The sequence below is a fragment of the Microbacterium sp. SORGH_AS_0428 genome (genome assembly GCF_031453615.1).
Lineage (GTDB): Bacteria > Actinomycetota > Actinomycetes > Actinomycetales > Microbacteriaceae > Microbacterium.
The window spans coordinates 2,398,738-2,415,818 of sequence record NZ_JAVIZT010000001.1; the positions used below are offsets into that span (position 1 = coordinate 2,398,738).

Genomic DNA, 17,081 nt, shown 5'->3' on the forward strand with positions numbered 1-17,081 from the left:
GGGTTTAGGAGAACACGCACATGGCACAGGCCAAGTCCGCGGCGCGCAAGCCCCGCCGCAAGGAGAAGAAGAACATCGCCGTGGGTCACGCCCACATCAAGTCGACGTTCAACAACACGATCGTTTCGATCACCGACCCGTCCGGCGCTGTCATCAGCTGGGCGTCCTCGGGTGGAGTGGGCTTCAAGGGCTCGCGCAAGTCGACCCCGTACGCGGCCGGCATGGCCGCCGAGTCGGCCGCCCGCCAGGCCGCCGAGCACGGCGTCAAGAAGGTCGACGTCTTCGTGAAGGGTCCGGGTTCGGGTCGCGAGACCGCGATCCGCTCGCTGACCGCTGCCGGCCTCGAGGTGGGGTCGATCCAGGACGTCACGCCGCAGGCGCACAACGGCTGCCGCCCGCCCAAGCGTCGCCGCGTCTGACGTCTCACAGCTTCTGGATGCCGGGGCGCGCCGCCTGACGGTGCGCCCCGGCATCCGCGAGAAAAACTCAACACCTCATCCACGCAAGTGTCATATAGCGGGCACTTAGCCGAAAGGAACACATCGTGCTCATCGCACAGCGTCCCACTCTGACCGAGGAGAAGATCGGGGAGTTCCGCAGCCGCTTCGTCATCGAGCCGCTCGAGCCCGGCTTCGGTTACACCATCGGCAACGCGCTGCGTCGCAGCCTCCTCTCGTCCATCCCCGGTGCTGCTGTCACCAGCATCCGCATCGACGGCGTGCTGCACGAGTTCAGCACCATCCCCGGTGTGAAGGAGGATGTCACCGAGATCATCCTGAACATCAAGCAGCTGGTCGTCTCGAGCGAGCGCGACGAGCCCATCACCGCCTACCTGCGCAAGACGGGTGCGGGCGAAGTGACCGCCGCCGACATCTCGGCTCCGGCCGGTGTCGAGGTGCACAACCCCGAGCTGGTCATCGCGACCCTCAACGACACCGCTCGTTTCGAGCTCGAGCTGACGATCGAGCGCGGTCGCGGCTACGTGTCGGCCACGCAGAACCGCAACGAGTACGCCGAGGCTGGTCAGATCCCGATCGACTCGATCTACTCGCCGGTGCTCAAGGTCAGCTACCGCGTCGAGGCCACCCGTGCCGGTGAGCGCACCGACTTCGACAAGCTCGTGCTGGATGTGGAGACCAAGCCCTCGATCGCCCCGCGCGACGCCGTCGCGTCGGCCGGTCGCACCCTGACCGAGCTGTTCGGCCTCGCGCGCGAGCTGAACGTCGAGGCCGAGGGCATCGAGATCGGTCCCGCGCCGGTCGAGACCGTCCTCTCCAACGAGCTGTCGATGCCCATCGAGGACCTCGATCTCTCGGTGCGCTCGTACAACTGCCTGAAGCGCGAGGGCATCAACACGGTGTCCGAGCTGGTCGCCCTCTCGGAGACCCAGCTCATGAACATCCGCAACTTCGGTCAGAAGTCGGTCGACGAGGTGCGCGACAAGCTCGTCTCGCTCGGTCTGTCGCTGAAGGACTCGGTGCCCGGTTTCGACGGCGCCCACTTCTACGGCGGATACGAAGAAGACAACGCCTGATCCGGCTCACCCGCGAAATCCTGGAGTAACTGAGAATGCCCAAGCCCACGAAGGGACCCCGCCTCGGAGGCGGCCCCGCACACGAGCGTCTTCTGCTGGCGAACCTTGCCGCGGCACTGTTCACGCACAAGTCGATCACGACGACCGAGACCAAGGCCAAGCGCCTGCGTCCGCTCGCCGAGCGTCTCATCACGTTCGGCAAGCGCGGAGACCTGCACGCGCGCCGTCGCGTGCTCTCGGTCATCGGTGACAAGGAAGTCGTGCACGTCCTGTTCACCGAGATCGCGCCCCTGGTCGCCGAGCGTGAGGGTGGCTACACCCGCATCACGAAGATCGGCAACCGCAAGGGCGACAACGCTCCCATGGCCGTGATCGAGCTCGTGCTCGAGCCCGTCACCAAGAAGAAGGCCGCGCCCGCCAAGAAGGCCGCCAAGGCCGAGAAGGCTCCTGTCGAGCAGGCTCCGGCCGAGGAGACGGTTGTCGAGGAGGCCCCGGCCGAGGAGACTGTCGTCGAGGAGGCCCCCGAGGCGTCCGAGGCAGCCGCTGACGAGGCTCCGGCCGAGTCGGAGGAGAAGAAGTCCGAGTAATCGGACCCGCCGGGATCCGTCCCGGCCCCTTTGCACCGCGAACCCCGCGTGATCTTCGGATCCCGCGGGGTTCGCGCCGTCTGTGGGGGCGTCTCCGACGGCTGACGGGCCGACGGTGCCCTCAGCCCGCCTCGGACGACCCGGGGGCTTGGAACAGCTGCGACTGACGTAGCTCCTGCTCGAAGGCGCGCTGCTCGGAGAACGCGGAGAAGCGCGCCTTGGCTCGCTGCGCGTCGGCGAGAGCGGCCACGACGGTGTCGGCATAGATCCTCCCGCCCGCATCTCCGGGGTGCACCTCGTCGCCGGCGAGCAGGTCGAGGTGCGGCGCGATCGCCGACTGCCAGTCCGCGACCTGTACCCCGCGATGCGTCCGAGCGAACGCGGCGATATCGGCGTTGACGCCGGGAATCCAGGATCGAGGCGCGGACGCGGTGACGAGTACGAGCTGACGGTCGGGCCCGATGACCTCGAGCACCTGATCGAGCGTGCGCTGCGAGATCGACCCGTTGGTGCCGAGACCCAGGACCACGAACTCGCGCAGTCGGCCCGAGTCTGCGAGGGAGCGCAGGATGTCGGGCGCTGCGTTCATCTGCCGCGAGACGACGGCATCCACGTCCGCCCCGGGAAGCGCGGCGATCAGGCTGGGGGCCGAGGCGAGCATGACGGAGTCGCCGATGGCGGTGACCTCGTCGCCCGTGACGACATCGTCGTCGGGGTCCCCGCCCGCGTTCGTCGGCGCGGGTTGCGTCTGCAGGGCATCCGCGCCGGCGGCGACCACGGCCTCGCCGCTGAACACCGCCGGAGCCGAGATCAGGGCCGCGGCGGTGCCGGCGACGAGCAGGACGGCGACCGCCGTGACGGCGAAGGAGCCTGCGCGGCGCCGCGCGCTCGACGCGAACGCCCGTCGGAGCCCGCCGATGACCCGACCGGCGCCGCGTCGGCGCACCGGGACCTCGAGGAACCGGTACGACAGCGCGGACAGGAGCACCGTCACGACCAGCGCAGCCGCGCCGAGCGCCGTCGGGAACGGGCGATCGGCGCTCGTGCCCTGCCAGGCGGCGACCAGCAGCACGAGCACCGGCCAATGCCAGAGGTACAGCCCGTACGAGCGTTCGCCGATCCACCTGAGCGGTGCCGCATCCAGCCCGCGCCCCAGCGGCGACCCGGGCCAGACACCCGCCACGATGACGAACGCGGAGAGTGCGCTCGCTGTGACGAGAGCACCGGGGAAGGTCGCGGTGCTCTGACTCTGACCGACCGTCGCCAGCAGGACGAGGCCCGCAAGAGCGCAGATGCCGAGCGTGGATACACCGCCGCGAACGCCGCGTCGCCGCATCCACGCGCGCTCGACGCGCACGACCGCGCGCCACGCGACCGCGACGGCGACCCCGAGCAAGAGGCCGAATGCGTGGGTGTCGGTGCCGAAATAGGCGCGGGTGACGCGTGCTCCCAAGGTCAGCGGGTCGGCGGAGCCGGACGCGACGATCACCGCCATCCACACCGCGGATGCGGTCGCCGCAGCGAGCGCAGCGACCGCCCGCATCCAGGCGCGAGGGAGCAGGAGAAGCGCGAGCAGGAGCGGCGGCCACACGAGGTAGAACTGCTCCTCGACGGCGAGGGACCAGAGGTTGCGGAAGAGCTCACCGCCCCCGGAGCCGAAGTAGTCGGCGCCGTCGGCGACGGCCGTCCAGTTGTATCCGAACACGAGCGCGCCGACGAGCTGTCGTCCGAGCCCCACGAGCACGTCGCCGCCGATCAGCCACGCCGCGCTCGCGCACACCGTCAGGACGAGCAGAAGAGCCGGCAGCAGCCGCCGGGCACGTCGGCGCCAGAAGGCGCCGAGCGCGACGCGGCCGGTCTGATCGTGCTCGCGTAGCAGCAGCGAGGTGATGAGAAACCCGCTGATCACGAAGAACACATCGACGCCGATGAAACCGCCCCGCATCCACCATCCGGGAAACAGGTGGTACACCACGACGAGTGTCACCGCGACCGCGCGGAGGCCGTCAAGACCCGCATAGCGGGCGCGCGGAAGGAGAGGTGCGTCAGCGATCATGGGGGAGGATCCGAGGTGGGAAGCCCGGCCATTCTACGATCCGCGCATGGGCGACTCCGCCGGGTGCACCCGTAGGCTTGTGCAGTGCGGATCCGACTCGACATCGCTTATGACGGCACGCACTTCCGCGGCTGGGCGCGCCAGCCCGGCCTGCGCACGGTTCAGGGCACGCTCGAGGAGGCCTTGGCGCGGATCGTCGCCGGAACGCCGCAGCTGACGGTGGCCGGTCGCACGGATGCGGGCGTGCACGCGAGCGGCCAGGTCGCCCACCTCGATCTCGACGACGCGCAGCAGACGAGGCTGGCGGCCTCGCGCCGGTCGGAGTCCGATCCCGTTGCGGCCTTGGCTCGACGGGTCCGTGGCGTCCTGAGCTCCTACTCGGACGTGACCGTGCACCGCACCTCGCTGGCTCCCGACGGATTCGATGCGCGATTCTCGGCCGTCTGGCGCCGGTACGCGTACCGGATCGCCGACGACGTCACCGGTTACGATCCGCTGCGACGGGAGTTCACCACGACCGTTCGCGCCGCGCTGGATGTGGCGGCGATGGATGAGGCCGCGCAGTCGCTCCGGGGGCTGCACGACTTCGCCGCGTACTGCAAGCCGCGCGAGGAGGCGACGACCATCCGCACGCTCCTCGAGTTCGATTGGCGCAGGGATGACGAGGGCGCGATCGTCGCGAACGTGAAGGCCGACGCATTCTGCCACTCGATGGTGCGCGCGCTCGTGGGGGCCTGTGTCGCGGTGGGCCAGGGACGCCTCGCGGTCGAAGACGTCGTGCGTCTGCGCGAGCAGGCGACGCGCACCAGCGAGTTCGCGGTGCTCGCCGCGCGCGGGCTGGTCCTGACAGAGGTGGGCTACCCGGAGCTGGAGCTCATGGCGGCGCGGGCCGAGCAGACGCGCGCGCGCCGCGATCAGGAATGAATTCGCTGGGCGTTGCGCAACCGGCATCCGTCGTTCATGTGCCGGGCATAGTGTGGATGGCCTGATGAAGGTCATCTCCTACAACCTGCGCAAGCATCGCGCTGCGGGCGAGATCGCGGATCTGGCCGAGCGGCACGGCGTCGACGTGCTCTGTCTCCAGGAAGCGGACACGACCGACATCCCTGAGGTCAGCGGCGGCCTGCGCTTGGCGGACGCCACGAGCCGCAACCGGTTGGGCCTGGCGGTCTACTACCGCGAGAGCAGCTTCCGGTTGCAGGAGGTGCGCGCGCTCTCACTCAAGAAGTCGCTGCACGACCGGGTGCTCAAGCCGGCAGAGGAGCGGATGCTGGGCGTGCGCCTGCACGACATCGACGCGGGGCGCGAGATCATCGTCGCGTCCTTCCACGCCGCACCCCTCACCGCGCTCAATTCGCTGCGTCGCCACCAGATCCGCACGGCACTGGCCGAGCTGCAGGATCTCGGACCCCAGCTTCCCGCGCTGATGGTGGGCGATTACAACTACCCCGTCTTCAAGGAACGTCTCGGCGAGCGGGTGAGGGATCAGGGGTACGAGCTCACGCTGAGCGACACCCGCACCTACACGCGCTATCGCTTCTTCCGCGGACACTACGACTTCGCGACTTCGACCGGATTCGACATCGAGCACATCCGGACGCTGCCGCAGGGACTCAGCGACCATCTGCCGATCCTCGTGACGGCCACACTCTCCTCGTCGCGTTCGCGCGTCGAGGTGGGCTGAGCCCGCTCAGCCGCAGGAGGCGACGAGCGCGGAGTCCGTGCCCGGCAGCACCGGCGTGACCTGTGCGCTCAGCTCGGGAGTCCAGGGTGTGCGCACGCGGATGCTGGCGCTCGCCGACTCGCCGGGAGCGAGCAGTGACGACCACACGAGAACCGGTCGTCCCTGGTCGGTGCCGGACTGGAAGCCGCTGCCGTCCGAGTTCGCTGAGGAGAGCACGGAGGCGCCCTCGGGGAGGTACAGGTATCCCGTCGTGCGCGTCAGCCCGGCCGTGGTGCCGAAGCTGCCGCCTCCGGTGATCGAGGAGGGGAACCCGGCGACGTCGGCCGGCGCGTCGTTGGTGAGCGACACGTCGAGCACGGCTTCGGCCGATCCGCCCGCGGTGGTGCACCACTGCACGCCGGTGCCGACCTTCATGTAGTAGTCCAGCTTGGAGCCGGTGGCGTCGTTGAGGTACACGCCGAAGCTCGTCCGCTGACTGTCGGTCACCGGCAGCAGGCCCTGCAGAGTCGTGCCGTCGAGGATCGCCTGTTCCTCGGGGGCGTTGCTCCAGATGAGCAGGCGCTCCTCCTCTCCGGCCTTCGCCAAGGCCGAGACGAGGGCGGACGGGGCCACATCCCCTGCGGCGAGTTTGCCGAAGACCGATGCCGCGGCCGTCTGGAAGAACGCGTCCTGAGTCGCGGGGTCGTACCTCAGGTAGACCTCGTTCAGAAGCAGCGGGATCGCATTCTCGCTCGTGAGCTCATCGCCTGTGGGCAGTGCGACAGGCCCGGTCGCCGCCAGCATGTACGACAGGGTGACCGGGTCGAGCGAGATCACCCCGTCGACCTTGAGGCCGTACTCGCGCTCCCACATCGCCTGCGCGATCTGCGCCGCCAGGGGGAAGGAGGGGACCTGCGTCGCGTTCTGCATGTAGCGCGCGGGACGCGTCTCCATGAAGGCCGTGAGCTCGGGGCCGATGTCGAGCACGGGGTCTCGCAGCTTGCCGATGTCACCGGAGGCGGATGCCTGAGCCGCGAGGGAGATCTGGCCGTTCTCCGTGTGCACGAGCGCCATCGCGCCCACGATGCCGCCGAGCGAACGCCACTCGGCGTTGTTCTGGAAGACGACGAGGTAGTTGCGCGGACCGTCGGCGCCCAGGACGGCCGGCATCAGCGCCGTCGCGCGGCTGACCGCATCCGATCCCGTCTCGACGGAGGCGAGCAGCCCGGACACGTCCTCGACGGCCTTCGCCAGCGGGGGGAGCAGGGTGGTCCGATCGATCTCGTCGACGGCGTCGGAGGCGAGCGTCACCTGCGCGGTGGTGCTCTGGGCTGCGTCATGCATCGCGCCGAACCCGCTCACGTCGATGCGCCCGTCGACGGGCTTCAATGCGCCGGCCGAGAAGTCGGACGCGACGCGCACGAGGGGAGTCAGTGCTTTGCCCGCCACATCGTCGACGGCTGCGGTGACGGTGGCGACGGCCGAGAGCTGGTCGCCGACCCACGGCAGGACCTCGGCGGCCTGCCACACGGGGTCGGATGTCAGAGATCGCGCCGCGGCGGTGTCTGCGGCGATGTCGGCCAGTCGTGCGGTCGCCGCATCCGTGTCGTCGAGGTTGCGGGTGACCTCTCCGGCGGCGCGCTGCGCCGCGGTCAGGTGGCCGTACGCGAGGTATCCGCGCACCCCCAGCCAGGCTGCTGCGGCCACGAGGATGACGAGGAGCGCGAGCAGTGTCCAGACGAGGATGCGTCCGGCGGTTCTGGCGGGAGCCGGCAGCAGGGGATTGGTCACGCCTTCACCTTAAGCGGTCATGCCGCGCCGCTAGAGTGGGAAGTCCACCTCACACCGGGAGTCGACATGCGCCGCAGACATCGGACGCCCGTCGCGGTCGTCGCTCCGCTGCTCGCCGTGTCGCTGCTGACCGGATGCGGTCCGGCACCGTGGAACACCGGTGCGCAGACGCCGAGCCCGACATCGCCATCGCGTTCGAGCACTCCCGTTCCGACGCCCGTGACCAACGATCTGTCCAGCGGGTCGACTCAGCGCGTCGTGCCCGCCGGTGCGGTCAGCGCGACGATCAACTACTGGTCGACGCTGTCGATGGACCGCTGGACGGCCACGGCCCTGAAGCCGGTCAGCATCTCCATGGTGACCACCGTCACCCCCAACGACGGACAGAAGGTGTTCCTCCAGAAGGCCACCATGGTCGCCGTGCCCGGCAATGCCTCGCGCTCCTTCGACCCGCTCCAGCCCCAGACCGACCAGTCGTCGGTCAGCCCCGGCTACCTCGTTCTCGACCCCTACAGCTACTCGCAGACCTTCAACATCGGCGACGTGCCGGCAGAGGCGACGTTCGTGCAGGTCCAGTTCACCTACGACTTCCTCGTGCAGACCACCCCCACGTCCGCGGAGTATGCCAAGCAGACCGCCAGCGACACGCTGACGATCGCCATCGCGGGAGCGTCGCAGAACTGACGCGGAAACCCGTGCATGGTGCGCGGGGGTGGATCGCGTATACTTTCGGCGCCGACCCTGGGGTTTGTCTGGAAACGGGTCGGCACCGACCCGAAATCCTGTGAGCCTCGTGAGGCCACGTCTCCGAGGAGCGCCCTGTGAGAATCCCCTTCGCCGATCGCAGCATGCGTCGGCTCAGCGCGGGGGCCGCTCTCGCCCTCGCGAGCACCCTGGCTCTGACCGGCTGTTCGCAGATCGTCGACGGTTTCAACTCCCTGCAGGGCACCAACACCGCAGTGCAGCCGACGACCGTCGTGCCCTCGCCCGCGCCGTCGGCGAGCATGGCCTTCAACTCGCAGTTCACGTACGACGGCTCGGTCGAGCTGCGCAGTGACGTGGCGCAGGATCTGGAGCTCGTGCTGAACGTGTGGGCCGTCGACCCCAAGCGCACGCAGGAGTGGACCGCGAACAACGAGAAGGTCTTCGGCTTCGCGGTCAACGTCTACGATCACCGCGTCGATGAGAAGGCGGTGCTCACCGACAAGCGTCGGGTGTACATCTCCTCGGTGCAGATCAACTCCACTACGACGCAGACCTCCAACCAGATGCAGTCGCCCTACCAGTTCAGCGCCGACCCGCGCACGCTGGTTCCCAGCGACACTCTGCGCTCCGACCGGGGGCTCCTGCTCAACAGCTTCCAGGGCGGGCTCTACGTTCCCCAGCAGAGCATCCATCAGCTGCCCGCGGACACATTCGGTCTTACTCTCGAGTTCGCCCTGACCATCTCGGTCGAGGGCACGGCGAACACGGACGCCTCGTTCCAGCAGCAGACGGTGTACCAGTACCTGCCGATCGCGATCTTCCCGGGCTGAGCCCTCGACCACCGGCGCCGATCTTGCGCCAATCTTGCGCTGAGCTTCTCGCCGGACCGGCCACGATCTTGCGGTTCAGCGTGCAGTCTGGACTCATCGCACGAACAGCGTGCTGATCTCCCGCCGCATCGCGGCCCTTGAACGTCAGGAAGTGATCACTGTGTCGGACCCCCGCATGGCGTATCAGCAGATGCCTTCGCAGCAGCTCGAGCCGGTCTACCCGGCGATGACGCCCGGCGCCGACTTCGAGTCCCACTTCGAGCAGGACTTCATGTCGGTGCTCGAGAACGCGACCACGCACCGCTCCACGATCGGCTGCGTCATCCCCGCCTACAACGAGGAGGAGTCGATCGCGGATGTGATCGAGGCCCTTCTCGCCCAGACGCGGGTCCCCGACGTCATCCACGTGGTCATCAACAACACCTCCGACAACACCGCGAAGATCGCTTCGGAGTACGCCGGTCCGCACGAGATCATGACCGACCTCGGCGAGCAGTTCACCGAGGTCTTCGTCCACGACATCGGCAAGAACCCCGACAAGAAGGTCGGCGCGCTCAACTACGGCTACTCGCTGGTCGAGGGATGCGACTATCTGCTCGGTGTGGACGGCGACACGATCGCCGAGCCGCGCGCCGTCGAGTACCTCGAGACCGAAGCCGTCAGCGATTCGCGCATCGGAGGCATCTCGGCGATCTACACGATCGACGACCGCCCCATCAAGGGCCTGACGGCCAAGTGGCTCATCGCCGGCCAGCGCACGCAGTTCGCCGCCTTCAACCTGCAGAACCTCCTCCGCGGCCGCAACATGGCGGTGCTCGGCGGCCAGTTCTCGATCTTCTCGACGAACGCCCTGCGCGACGCGATGAAGCAGAACCACCAGAACACGCCGTGGGTCAAGGACAGCGAGGTCGAGGACTCCCTGCTCTCGCTGCAGATCAAGAGCGCCGGGTACCTCACGAAGATCAGTCCCTACGCCCGCGCAGCGGTGGGCGGGATGACCACGCTCAAGGGATACGACGCCCAGCAGGTCAAGTGGACCTTCGGCGCGATCGAGCTCATGTGGCCGGGCCAGCGCGGCGACACGAAGGGGCAGCCGTTCCACCCCAACCTGCGCCTGCGGTGGTTCGAGAACTTCGGCATGCTCACCAACCTCTTCGTCCGCGTCGCCTTCCTCGTGCTGCTCGCAGGATCCCTGTCGATCAACGCCTTCGTCTTCTCGCCCCTGTGGCTGATCCCCGTGCTGACGGCCGTGCTGCTGAACCTGCGCATCGCGCGCACCATGAAGTACTGCAATCAGCGCGACATCCTGTTCGCCCTGTTGGTCTTCCCGGCGGAGATCTTCATGTGGATCCGTCTGAGCCACTTCCTGCGCTCGTGGACCCGCTTCCTCTCGCGCAAGAAGGTCGACAACTGGGCCATGCAGGCCAAGGCGGAACGCGGTGGCGCATCGATCGGCCACTGGACGCCCTTCATCCTGTTGGCCGCTGCGCTGGTCGCCATGGCGATCATCTGGAACATGCTGGGCCCGGTCGTGCAGTCCTCCATCCTCTGGATCGGGTGGCCCATCGTCGGCGTCGTGACGGTCCTGCAGACGCTGCTCATGTTCTCGAAGCTGCTGCGCCGGTACCAGGGCTACAAGGTCTGACGCGCAGCATCCCAACGAAGAGGGCCCACGGTCTCCCGTGGGCCCTCTTCGTCGTCATCCGCTGTATCAGGGTGCGAGTAGCTCGGTCGTCAGCCGGTAGCCGACTCCGCGGACGGTCTCGATGTAGCGCGGGTTGCTGGGATTGTCGCCCAGCTTGCGGCGGAGGTTGGTCATGTGGGCTTCGACGGCGCGCTTGTCGGCCTCGCCGACGTAGTAGGAGGTGACATACGACTCCCCGCGCAGCACGAGGGTCAGGTCCGCCTTGCTGCGCACGCGGCGCTTGGATTCGAGAAGTGTCGCCAGCAGATCGAACTCGGTACGCGTCAACTCGACCTGCTGTCCGTTGATGAGCACGATGCGCGTCTCGGGGTTCAGCTGGAGGTCGCGGTGGGTCACCCAGAAGCCGCCGCCCGGGACGAGGGCGCCCTGGGCGTGAGGGGCCAGCTCGGTCCCTGCCGCCGGGGCGGGCGTCGGCTGCGGCGGCGCAGGGGTCGGCTGCGGCGCGTAGGTCATGCGGTCGGCCGGCATGGCGGCCTCGGGCGGGTACGCCGTCTCCTCGACATAGGCGGGCGCGATGGGCTGTCTGGCCTCGGGCTGCACGGGGATGGACTGTGTCTGCGGGCGCGCTCCGGGGAAGGACGGTCCGACGCTCTCCTGGCGGCGGGCCTGACCGGCGGGCTCAGGCCGGGGGCGGCGCAGCAGCGCTTCGACGCGCGCGCGGAACTCCCGAGGACGGAACGGCTTGACGATGTACTCGTCGGCGCCGGCGCCGAGTCCCAGGACGACGTCGGCCTCGTCGGCGAGCCCGGTCAGCATGATGATGAACGTGTTCGACTTCTCGCGGATGCGGCGGGCGGCCTCGAACCCGTCGATGCCGGGCATGTTGACATCGAGCGTCGTGATGAGCGGCTGGTAGGCGAGCACCGCGCGCACGCCGTCGATGCCGTTCCCGACCGAGACGGTGGAGAAACCCGCCGCCTCGAGGACCTCGGCGAGGAGGTGGCGAACGTCGGGATCGTCTTCGACGATGACCGCGGTCTTCTGCCCGTCAGAAGCGTCGCTCATGAGTCCGGCATCCTCGATTCTCGGTTCAAGGCCGCGGCTCGTGGCACCGCACGCGTCGCCATTGTTCCATATCCGCCGGATCGCCCGCGATTCACGGCGCACGCCGCGTCGCAGGCGGTCAGAACGCGTTGCGTGTGAGCTGCACGGAGCCCTCCGGCCACCAGGATCCGGCGCGCGGCCCGCCGTTGCAGACGCCGTCGCTCTCACCGGGCGGCTTGATCCACAGGTTCGTGTCGACGACGTCGTCGCCGTAGGTGCCGCCGGGGTCGCCGACGAGCGCTCCGGGGTCGTTGCACCACTCGCTCGTCGAGACGCCGGCGCCGTTGCGAGAGGTGTCGATGAGGGCGTGACTGCCGCCGAGGAGCGTGGACACCTCGTGGGCGTAGGCGAATTCGGCGGTGGTGGGGTTGTAGTTCGACACGTTGGTGGCGAAGCCGCGCACCTTGTCGGTGACACCGACCCGCTGGATGAGCGAGGCCATCTCCGACGCGGGGCGCCAGTTGGAGTGTCCGCCGTCGAGGTACACCCACGTGTCCACTCCGACGAGACGCAGCGCGGCATCGTGGAGAGCGCTCATGCGTTGGTCGATGTTCGCGTCGCAGTCGGGTGCCTGGGCGAGGCTGTCCGGCTCGAGGACGACGATCTTCTGCACGTCTTTCACGCTCGCCAGCGCCTGGCCGATCTCGGCTGTCCACGTGGCGTAGGAGGCGTCATCCAGTCCGCCGGCGGACTGGCTGCCGCAGTCGCGCTCGGGCAGCCCGTAGACCACGACGGCGAGCGCGGCGTCCTGATCGCGCGCCTCGGCGGCGAGGTTCAGGATGCGGGGGCCCGCCTCGCCGATCGGATCGATCTCGGGCGTGAGCCAGTAAGCGGTCGGTTGAGCGGAGAGATAGTCGGCCGCCGCCTGCGCGTCGGCGTCCAGCCCGCCCCCGGCGGCGGCCTTGCTCGCCTTGGACTCCTCCGGCACGACGATGCGGGTGCCGACGCCCGGCGCCTGCGCGCCGAGGAACTGGAGTCCGGAGGTGATGGCCCAGCCGACGACGCCGATGGCGGTGATCACGATCACGAGGCTCGCCGCGAGCACGGTGATCAGCAGCCAGCGGGGGAAGGCACGCCGGCGCGGACGGGCGGGCCTTGCTGGCGTGGAACTCACGCAAGGACTGTACCGTGCGCCCGCGCTACCCTGACTGCAACGACCGGAAGGACACAGGATGTCGGACTCGATCATCGTGGGCGTGACGGATGCGGAGGGCTCGCAGCGCGCGGTCGACTGGGCGGCGGCTCGCGCGCGGCGTGGCGGGGAGCGGCTCGTGCTCTTCTCCGTCGTCGGCGGTGCCACCGGAGCGGTGGGCGAGGACGACGTGCTGACGGCGGCGGTCGCCGCCACGCGCGCACGCCTCGAGAAGCAGGCCGACCTCCTGCGGTCGACGGGTGTCTCGTGCGAGGTGCGTGTCTCGCACGGCAATCCGGTCGCGGAGCTCGTGGAGGCCTCGAAGGATGCGCGGCTGCTCGTGATCGGTGGGGAGAAGCGCGGGCAGGGACGCCGTGGCCAGCACGGCTACCGGATCGCCGCGGGATCTCATTCGCCCGTCGTCGTGGTGCCGCTGGAGGCGCCCGCCGACGGTGACGGCGTCGTGGTCGGTGTCGACGGCTCCGAGGTCTCCGACGCGGCGGTGGCCTTCGCGGCAGCCGAGGCGGAGCGCTTCGGCGAGGCGCTGACGATCGTCTCGGCGTGGATGCCGGTCGCCGTTCCCGGCGACTTCGGCGTGTACCCGGACCTCTATCTCACGGATCTCAACGCGATCACCCAGTCGGCCGTCGACCGTGTCGCGGAGGCGGTGAGCGAGATGTACCCGGATCTTCGCGTGCAGACCCGCGTCGTCGAGGGCGATCCCGCCGCGGCGATCGCGGATGCGGCGGGCGCGGCCAGACTCGTCGTCGTCGGTTCGCACGGGCGCGGCGCCTTCGCGCGCTTCCTTCTCGGATCGGTCAGCGAGGAGGTCGTTTCTCAGGTGACGACCGCCACAGCCGTCGTCCGCTGATCGGATTCCCACAATTCCGGCGCGTGCGGCCCAAAGGCGCCTGCGCGGGACTACCTTTGTGCCACCACGGTAGGCGGACGAAGGAGTCCTCATGGATCGTGCAACACAGATAGCTGTCACCGCTCTCGCGCTGCTCGCGCTCGTCGCGGTCGCCGTCGGCGTCTTCGCCGCGGGGGCACTCCCTGGGCTGGAGCTGCACGCGCAGCGTGTCGCGAGCCTCGTCCCCTTCGTCGTCGCGACGCTCGCCGTGCTGGGTGCGCTCGCGCTGTCGGTGTCGCGACGACGTCTGCATCGCTGATCGGCGTCACGGCGAAAAGCGGAGAGGCCCTCTGCGGCCTGGGGGAACCGGAGAGGACCTCTCATCACACGGGCGAAACGCTCCGTGCCTTCGCTCGCCGTCGATGACCCGAACACGTTCGGCGTGCGGTGTTGCCTCTTCAGTATGGGAAGTGCGCGTACCCGGATGAAGGGGGCTTGACAAGCGCGTCGCTGTTGGTTCGTCATCCGACGCGCCGCGTCACACGATCGTCATCCTTTCTCAGTAGCATGGCGCTCATGGCGCGCGAGGGGCAACGCAATCCGGAGCCGGGCGGGTCCCGATGGCTCATCTACGTCGGGGTGGCGCTGCTGGCGCTCGGGGTGGGGGCCCTCGTGTACGCCTCGATCATCAGTTACCTCAACGCCATCCTCTAGCGGGCTGCGCTCGCCGGCGTGCGCATCGACTCGCACGGCGACGGAGTGTTCTGCCGCGGTCGGCGTGCGGCGTCCCTCGGGGGAGGAGTCGTTGCACACCTGATGTGTGACCGGTAACATTTGTTTCGGCCGGCCGGGTATGGGACCCCGCGGGCCATGAGACCAATGGAGCATCCGTGACAGGCAGCGCAGCCACGCCCTTCCCCTCTGACGTCCAAGCGGCCATCGACGCCGTCCGCGATGATGTCGCGACTCTGCACGGCGAGCTTGTGCGCTACGGCCTGGTGGTGTGGACAGGAGGCAATGTCTCCGGTCGCGTGCCGGGCGCCGACCTGTTCGTCATCAAGCCCTCCGGCGTCTCCTACGACGACCTGACGCCGGCGAACATGATCCTCTGCGATCTCGACGGCAACGTGATCCCGGGAACGCCCGGCAGCGAGCGTTCACCCTCCAGCGACACGGCCGCGCACGCGTACGTCTACCGCAACATGCCCGACGTGGGCGGGGTCGTGCACACTCACTCCGACTACGCCGTCGCTTGGGCGGCCCGCGGTGAGGAGATCCCCTGTGTGATCACCGCGATGGCGGACGAGTTCGGCGGTCCGATCCCGGTCGGACCCTTCGCGATCATCGGCGACGACTCGATCGGTCGCGGCATCGTCGAGACGCTGCGCGGGCACCGCTCCCGCGCCGTCCTCATGCGCAACCACGGTCCGTTCACGATCGGGGTGAGCGCGAAGGATGCGGTGAAGGCGGCCGTCATGGTCGAGGACGTCGCCCGCACGGTGCACATCGCGCGTCAGGGCGGAGAGCTGGTGCCCATCCCCCAGGAGGCGATCGACAGCCTGTACGCGCGGTACCAGAACGTCTACGGACAGAGTGGGGACGACCGGCGATGACCGCTGCAGACGCCATCACGACGGGGCGCACCTGGCTCGGCATCGAGCTCGGCTCCACGCGCATCAAGGCGTGCCTGATCGACGAGACCGGCGCGGTGATCGCGGTGGGGGCTCACGCATGGGAGAACAGCTACGTCGACCGCCTCTGGACCTACTCCCTGGACGAGGTCGTCGACGGTCTGCAGAGCGCGTACGCCGCGCTCGTGGCCGACGCGGTCGAGCGTCACGGCGTGCGCCCCGAGACCCACGCCGCCATCGGCGTCTCCGCGATGATGCACGGCTATCTCGCGTTCGACGCCTCCGGTGAGCTGCTCGTGCCCTTCCGTACGTGGCGCAACACCAACACGGGACCCGCATCGAGCGCGCTGAGCGAGCTGTTCGGCGTCAACATCCCGCTGCGCTGGTCGATCGCGCACCTGCACCAGGCGGTTATCGACGCCGAGCCGCACGTGCCCCACATCGCCTCGATCAACACCCTCGCGGGTTACGTGCACCGACGTCTGACCGGTCGGTCGGTGCTGGGCGTGGGCGACGCGTCGGGCATGTTCCCGATCGACGCGGCGACGCGCGACTACGACGCGGAGCTGCTTGCCCGCTACGACGCGCTCGGCGCGCTGGGCGTCCCGCTCGTCGACATCCTCCCGGAGGTGCTCCCCGCCGGACGCGAAGCGGGCACGCTCACCCCCGAAGGCGCAGCGCTGCTCGACCCGTCGGGCGTGCTCCGTCCCGGCATCCCGCTCTGTCCGCCGGAGGGAGATGCCGGGACCGGCATGGTCGCCACCAACGCCGTGGCGCCGCGCACGGGCAACGTGAGTGCGGGAACGAGCATCTTCGCGATGGTCGTCCTGGAACGTCCCCTCGAGCGGGTGCATCACGAGCTCGACCTCGTCACCACGCCCGCGGGAGATCCCGTCGCGATGGTGCACTGCAACAACGGGGCGAGCGAACTCGCGGCCTGGGTCGAGATGTTCTCGCGCTTCTCGGCCGCATCCGGTCGTCCGCTCGACGCGGACGCCGTCTTCGAGGCGCTCTTCCGCGAGGCGGTCGCGGGCGAGGCGGATGCGGGTGGGCTGCTCGCCTACAACCACCTCGCGGGCGAACCCATCGCCGGACTCGAGGAGGGGCGTCCGCTCGTCGTGCGCACGCCCGACAGCCGCCTGACCCTCGCGAACTTCATGCGCGCCCAGCTCTACGGCGTGTTCGGAACCCTGGCGCTCGGGATGCGGGTGCTCGCCGAAGAAGGCGTCGCGCTCGATCTGATGTTCGCGCACGGCGGCATGTTCCGCACGGCCGGCGTCGCCCAGCGCTTCCTCGCCGGCGCGCTCGCCGCCCCGGTCGCGGTCGGCGAGACCGCATCCGAGGGTGGCGCGTGGGGGATCGCCGTGCTCGCGGCGTATCTCGGCGAGTCCGACCTGTTCGATCTGTCCACCTACCTCGAGCGCCGAGTGTTCGCCGGCGCCGAAACCTCGACCGCGGAGCCCGACGCCGATGACGTCGCCGGCTTCGCCGCCTACCTCGAGCGCTACCGGTCCGGCCTCGCCATCGAAGCCGCCGCCGTGGCCGCGCTCTGA

General features: G+C 69.0%; 17 protein-coding genes. 13 read left to right on the plus strand and 4 right to left on the minus strand.

Annotated features, from left to right (window positions below):
• Nucleotides 1-20 precede the first annotated feature (20 nt).
• The 3 genes from rpsK (at nucleotide 21) to rplQ (ending at nucleotide 2,121) form a co-directional block, all read left to right on the plus strand.
• Nucleotides 21-419 carry a 30S ribosomal protein S11 gene (gene rpsK, locus QE374_RS11625; protein WP_039395885.1) on the plus strand — a complete coding sequence of 133 codons (399 nt, stop codon included), beginning with the start codon at nucleotides 21-23 and terminating at the stop codon, nucleotides 417-419.
• Between the two features lie 125 nt (nucleotides 420-544).
• Entirely contained in the window at nucleotides 545-1,534 is a 990-nt protein-coding gene (locus QE374_RS11630; RefSeq protein ID WP_137418030.1) for a DNA-directed RNA polymerase subunit alpha, read from the plus strand.
• Between the two features lie 35 nt (nucleotides 1,535-1,569).
• The gene (gene rplQ, locus QE374_RS11635) at nucleotides 1,570-2,121 is read left to right on the plus strand and encodes a 50S ribosomal protein L17 (RefSeq protein WP_309735027.1); all 552 of its coding nucleotides are present in this window, start codon (nucleotides 1,570-1,572) and stop codon (nucleotides 2,119-2,121) included.
• A gap of 121 nt (nucleotides 2,122-2,242) precedes the next feature.
• Here the strand turns inward: rplQ and QE374_RS11640 are convergent, their stop codons facing one another.
• Nucleotides 2,243-4,177, minus strand: a complete 1,935-nt coding sequence (locus QE374_RS11640) for an acyltransferase family protein (protein WP_309735028.1) — start codon at nucleotides 4,175-4,177, stop codon at nucleotides 2,243-2,245.
• An 84-nt stretch (nucleotides 4,178-4,261) separates the two neighbouring features.
• Between QE374_RS11640 and truA the strand changes: the two genes are divergently transcribed.
• Both truA and QE374_RS11650 read left to right on the plus strand, forming a co-directional pair.
• The gene (gene truA, locus QE374_RS11645) at nucleotides 4,262-5,101 is read left to right on the plus strand and encodes a tRNA pseudouridine(38-40) synthase TruA (RefSeq protein WP_309735030.1); all 840 of its coding nucleotides are present in this window, start codon (nucleotides 4,262-4,264) and stop codon (nucleotides 5,099-5,101) included.
• Nucleotides 5,102-5,165: 64 nt separating this feature from the next.
• Nucleotides 5,166-5,861 (plus strand): endonuclease/exonuclease/phosphatase family protein, encoded by a 696-nt coding sequence (locus QE374_RS11650; RefSeq protein ID WP_309735032.1) that lies wholly within the window; start codon nucleotides 5,166-5,168, stop codon nucleotides 5,859-5,861.
• 6 nt (nucleotides 5,862-5,867) lie between these two features.
• Here QE374_RS11650 and QE374_RS11655 read toward each other — a convergent pair whose 3' ends face one another.
• Nucleotides 5,868-7,631, minus strand: coding sequence for a DUF4012 domain-containing protein (locus QE374_RS11655; protein WP_309735033.1), 1,764 nt, complete (start codon nucleotides 7,629-7,631; stop codon nucleotides 5,868-5,870).
• Nucleotides 7,632-7,697: 66 nt separating this feature from the next.
• On the opposite strand from QE374_RS11655, the gene QE374_RS11660 reads away from it, so the two are divergent.
• From QE374_RS11660 to QE374_RS11670, 3 genes are all read left to right on the plus strand, one after another.
• Entirely contained in the window at nucleotides 7,698-8,315 is a 618-nt protein-coding gene (locus tag QE374_RS11660) for a hypothetical protein (RefSeq protein WP_309735035.1), read from the plus strand.
• Between the two features lie 137 nt (nucleotides 8,316-8,452).
• Nucleotides 8,453-9,166, plus strand: coding sequence for a fructose 1,6-bisphosphatase (locus QE374_RS11665; RefSeq protein WP_309735037.1), 714 nt, complete (start codon nucleotides 8,453-8,455; stop codon nucleotides 9,164-9,166).
• Between the two features lie 226 nt (nucleotides 9,167-9,392).
• Nucleotides 9,393-10,811 (plus strand): glycosyltransferase family 2 protein, encoded by a 1,419-nt coding sequence (locus tag QE374_RS11670; RefSeq protein WP_309736685.1) that lies wholly within the window; start codon nucleotides 9,393-9,395, stop codon nucleotides 10,809-10,811.
• A 66-nt stretch (nucleotides 10,812-10,877) separates the two neighbouring features.
• Here QE374_RS11670 and QE374_RS11675 read toward each other — a convergent pair whose 3' ends face one another.
• Together QE374_RS11675 and QE374_RS11680 are read right to left on the minus strand one after the other, a co-directional pair.
• Nucleotides 10,878-11,876, minus strand: a complete 999-nt coding sequence (locus tag QE374_RS11675) for a response regulator transcription factor (protein WP_309735039.1) — start codon at nucleotides 11,874-11,876, stop codon at nucleotides 10,878-10,880.
• 118 nt (nucleotides 11,877-11,994) lie between these two features.
• Entirely contained in the window at nucleotides 11,995-13,029 is a 1,035-nt protein-coding gene (locus tag QE374_RS11680) for a glycoside hydrolase family 6 protein (RefSeq protein ID WP_309735041.1), read from the minus strand.
• 58 nt (nucleotides 13,030-13,087) lie between these two features.
• Here QE374_RS11680 and QE374_RS11685 point away from each other — a divergent pair, with 58 nt between their 5' ends.
• From QE374_RS11685 to QE374_RS11705, 5 genes are all read left to right on the plus strand, one after another.
• Entirely contained in the window at nucleotides 13,088-13,918 is an 831-nt protein-coding gene (locus tag QE374_RS11685) for a universal stress protein (protein WP_309735043.1), read from the plus strand.
• Nucleotides 13,919-14,009: 91 nt separating this feature from the next.
• Nucleotides 14,010-14,216 (plus strand): hypothetical protein, encoded by a 207-nt coding sequence (locus QE374_RS11690; protein WP_309735046.1) that lies wholly within the window; start codon nucleotides 14,010-14,012, stop codon nucleotides 14,214-14,216.
• 257 nt (nucleotides 14,217-14,473) lie between these two features.
• Entirely contained in the window at nucleotides 14,474-14,611 is a 138-nt protein-coding gene (locus tag QE374_RS11695; RefSeq protein ID WP_309735047.1) for a hypothetical protein, read from the plus strand.
• 176 nt (nucleotides 14,612-14,787) lie between these two features.
• Complete coding sequence (locus tag QE374_RS11700; RefSeq protein WP_307322654.1) at nucleotides 14,788-15,510, plus strand: L-ribulose-5-phosphate 4-epimerase; 723 nt, start codon at nucleotides 14,788-14,790, stop codon at nucleotides 15,508-15,510.
• Complete coding sequence (locus tag QE374_RS11705; protein ID WP_309735050.1) at nucleotides 15,507-17,081, plus strand: FGGY-family carbohydrate kinase; 1,575 nt, start codon at nucleotides 15,507-15,509, stop codon at nucleotides 17,079-17,081. The genes QE374_RS11700 and QE374_RS11705 overlap by 4 nt, the downstream gene beginning before the upstream one ends.

Excerpts from the sequence above, each read along its gene's own strand:
- rplQ (WP_309735027.1), top strand. The coding sequence starts at position 1,570 with ATGCCCAAGCCCACGAAGGGACCCCGCCTCGGAGGCGGCCCCGCACAC.
- QE374_RS11705 (WP_309735050.1), top strand. The coding sequence starts at position 15,507 with ATGACCGCTGCAGACGCCATCACGACGGGGCGCACCTGGCTCGGCATC.
- QE374_RS11685 (WP_309735043.1), top strand. The coding sequence starts at position 13,088 with ATGTCGGACTCGATCATCGTGGGCGTGACGGATGCGGAGGGCTCGCAG.
- QE374_RS11690 (WP_309735046.1), top strand. The coding sequence starts at position 14,010 with ATGGATCGTGCAACACAGATAGCTGTCACCGCTCTCGCGCTGCTCGCG.
- QE374_RS11670 (WP_309736685.1), top strand. The coding sequence starts at position 9,393 with ATGACGCCCGGCGCCGACTTCGAGTCCCACTTCGAGCAGGACTTCATG.
- QE374_RS11675 (WP_309735039.1), bottom strand. The coding sequence starts at position 11,876 with ATGAGCGACGCTTCTGACGGGCAGAAGACCGCGGTCATCGTCGAAGAC.
- rpsK (WP_039395885.1), top strand. The coding sequence starts at position 21 with ATGGCACAGGCCAAGTCCGCGGCGCGCAAGCCCCGCCGCAAGGAGAAG.
- QE374_RS11660 (WP_309735035.1), top strand. The coding sequence starts at position 7,698 with ATGCGCCGCAGACATCGGACGCCCGTCGCGGTCGTCGCTCCGCTGCTC.
- QE374_RS11640 (WP_309735028.1), bottom strand. The coding sequence starts at position 4,177 with ATGATCGCTGACGCACCTCTCCTTCCGCGCGCCCGCTATGCGGGTCTT.
- QE374_RS11650 (WP_309735032.1), top strand. The coding sequence starts at position 5,166 with ATGAAGGTCATCTCCTACAACCTGCGCAAGCATCGCGCTGCGGGCGAG.
- QE374_RS11695 (WP_309735047.1), top strand. The coding sequence starts at position 14,474 with ATGGCGCGCGAGGGGCAACGCAATCCGGAGCCGGGCGGGTCCCGATGG.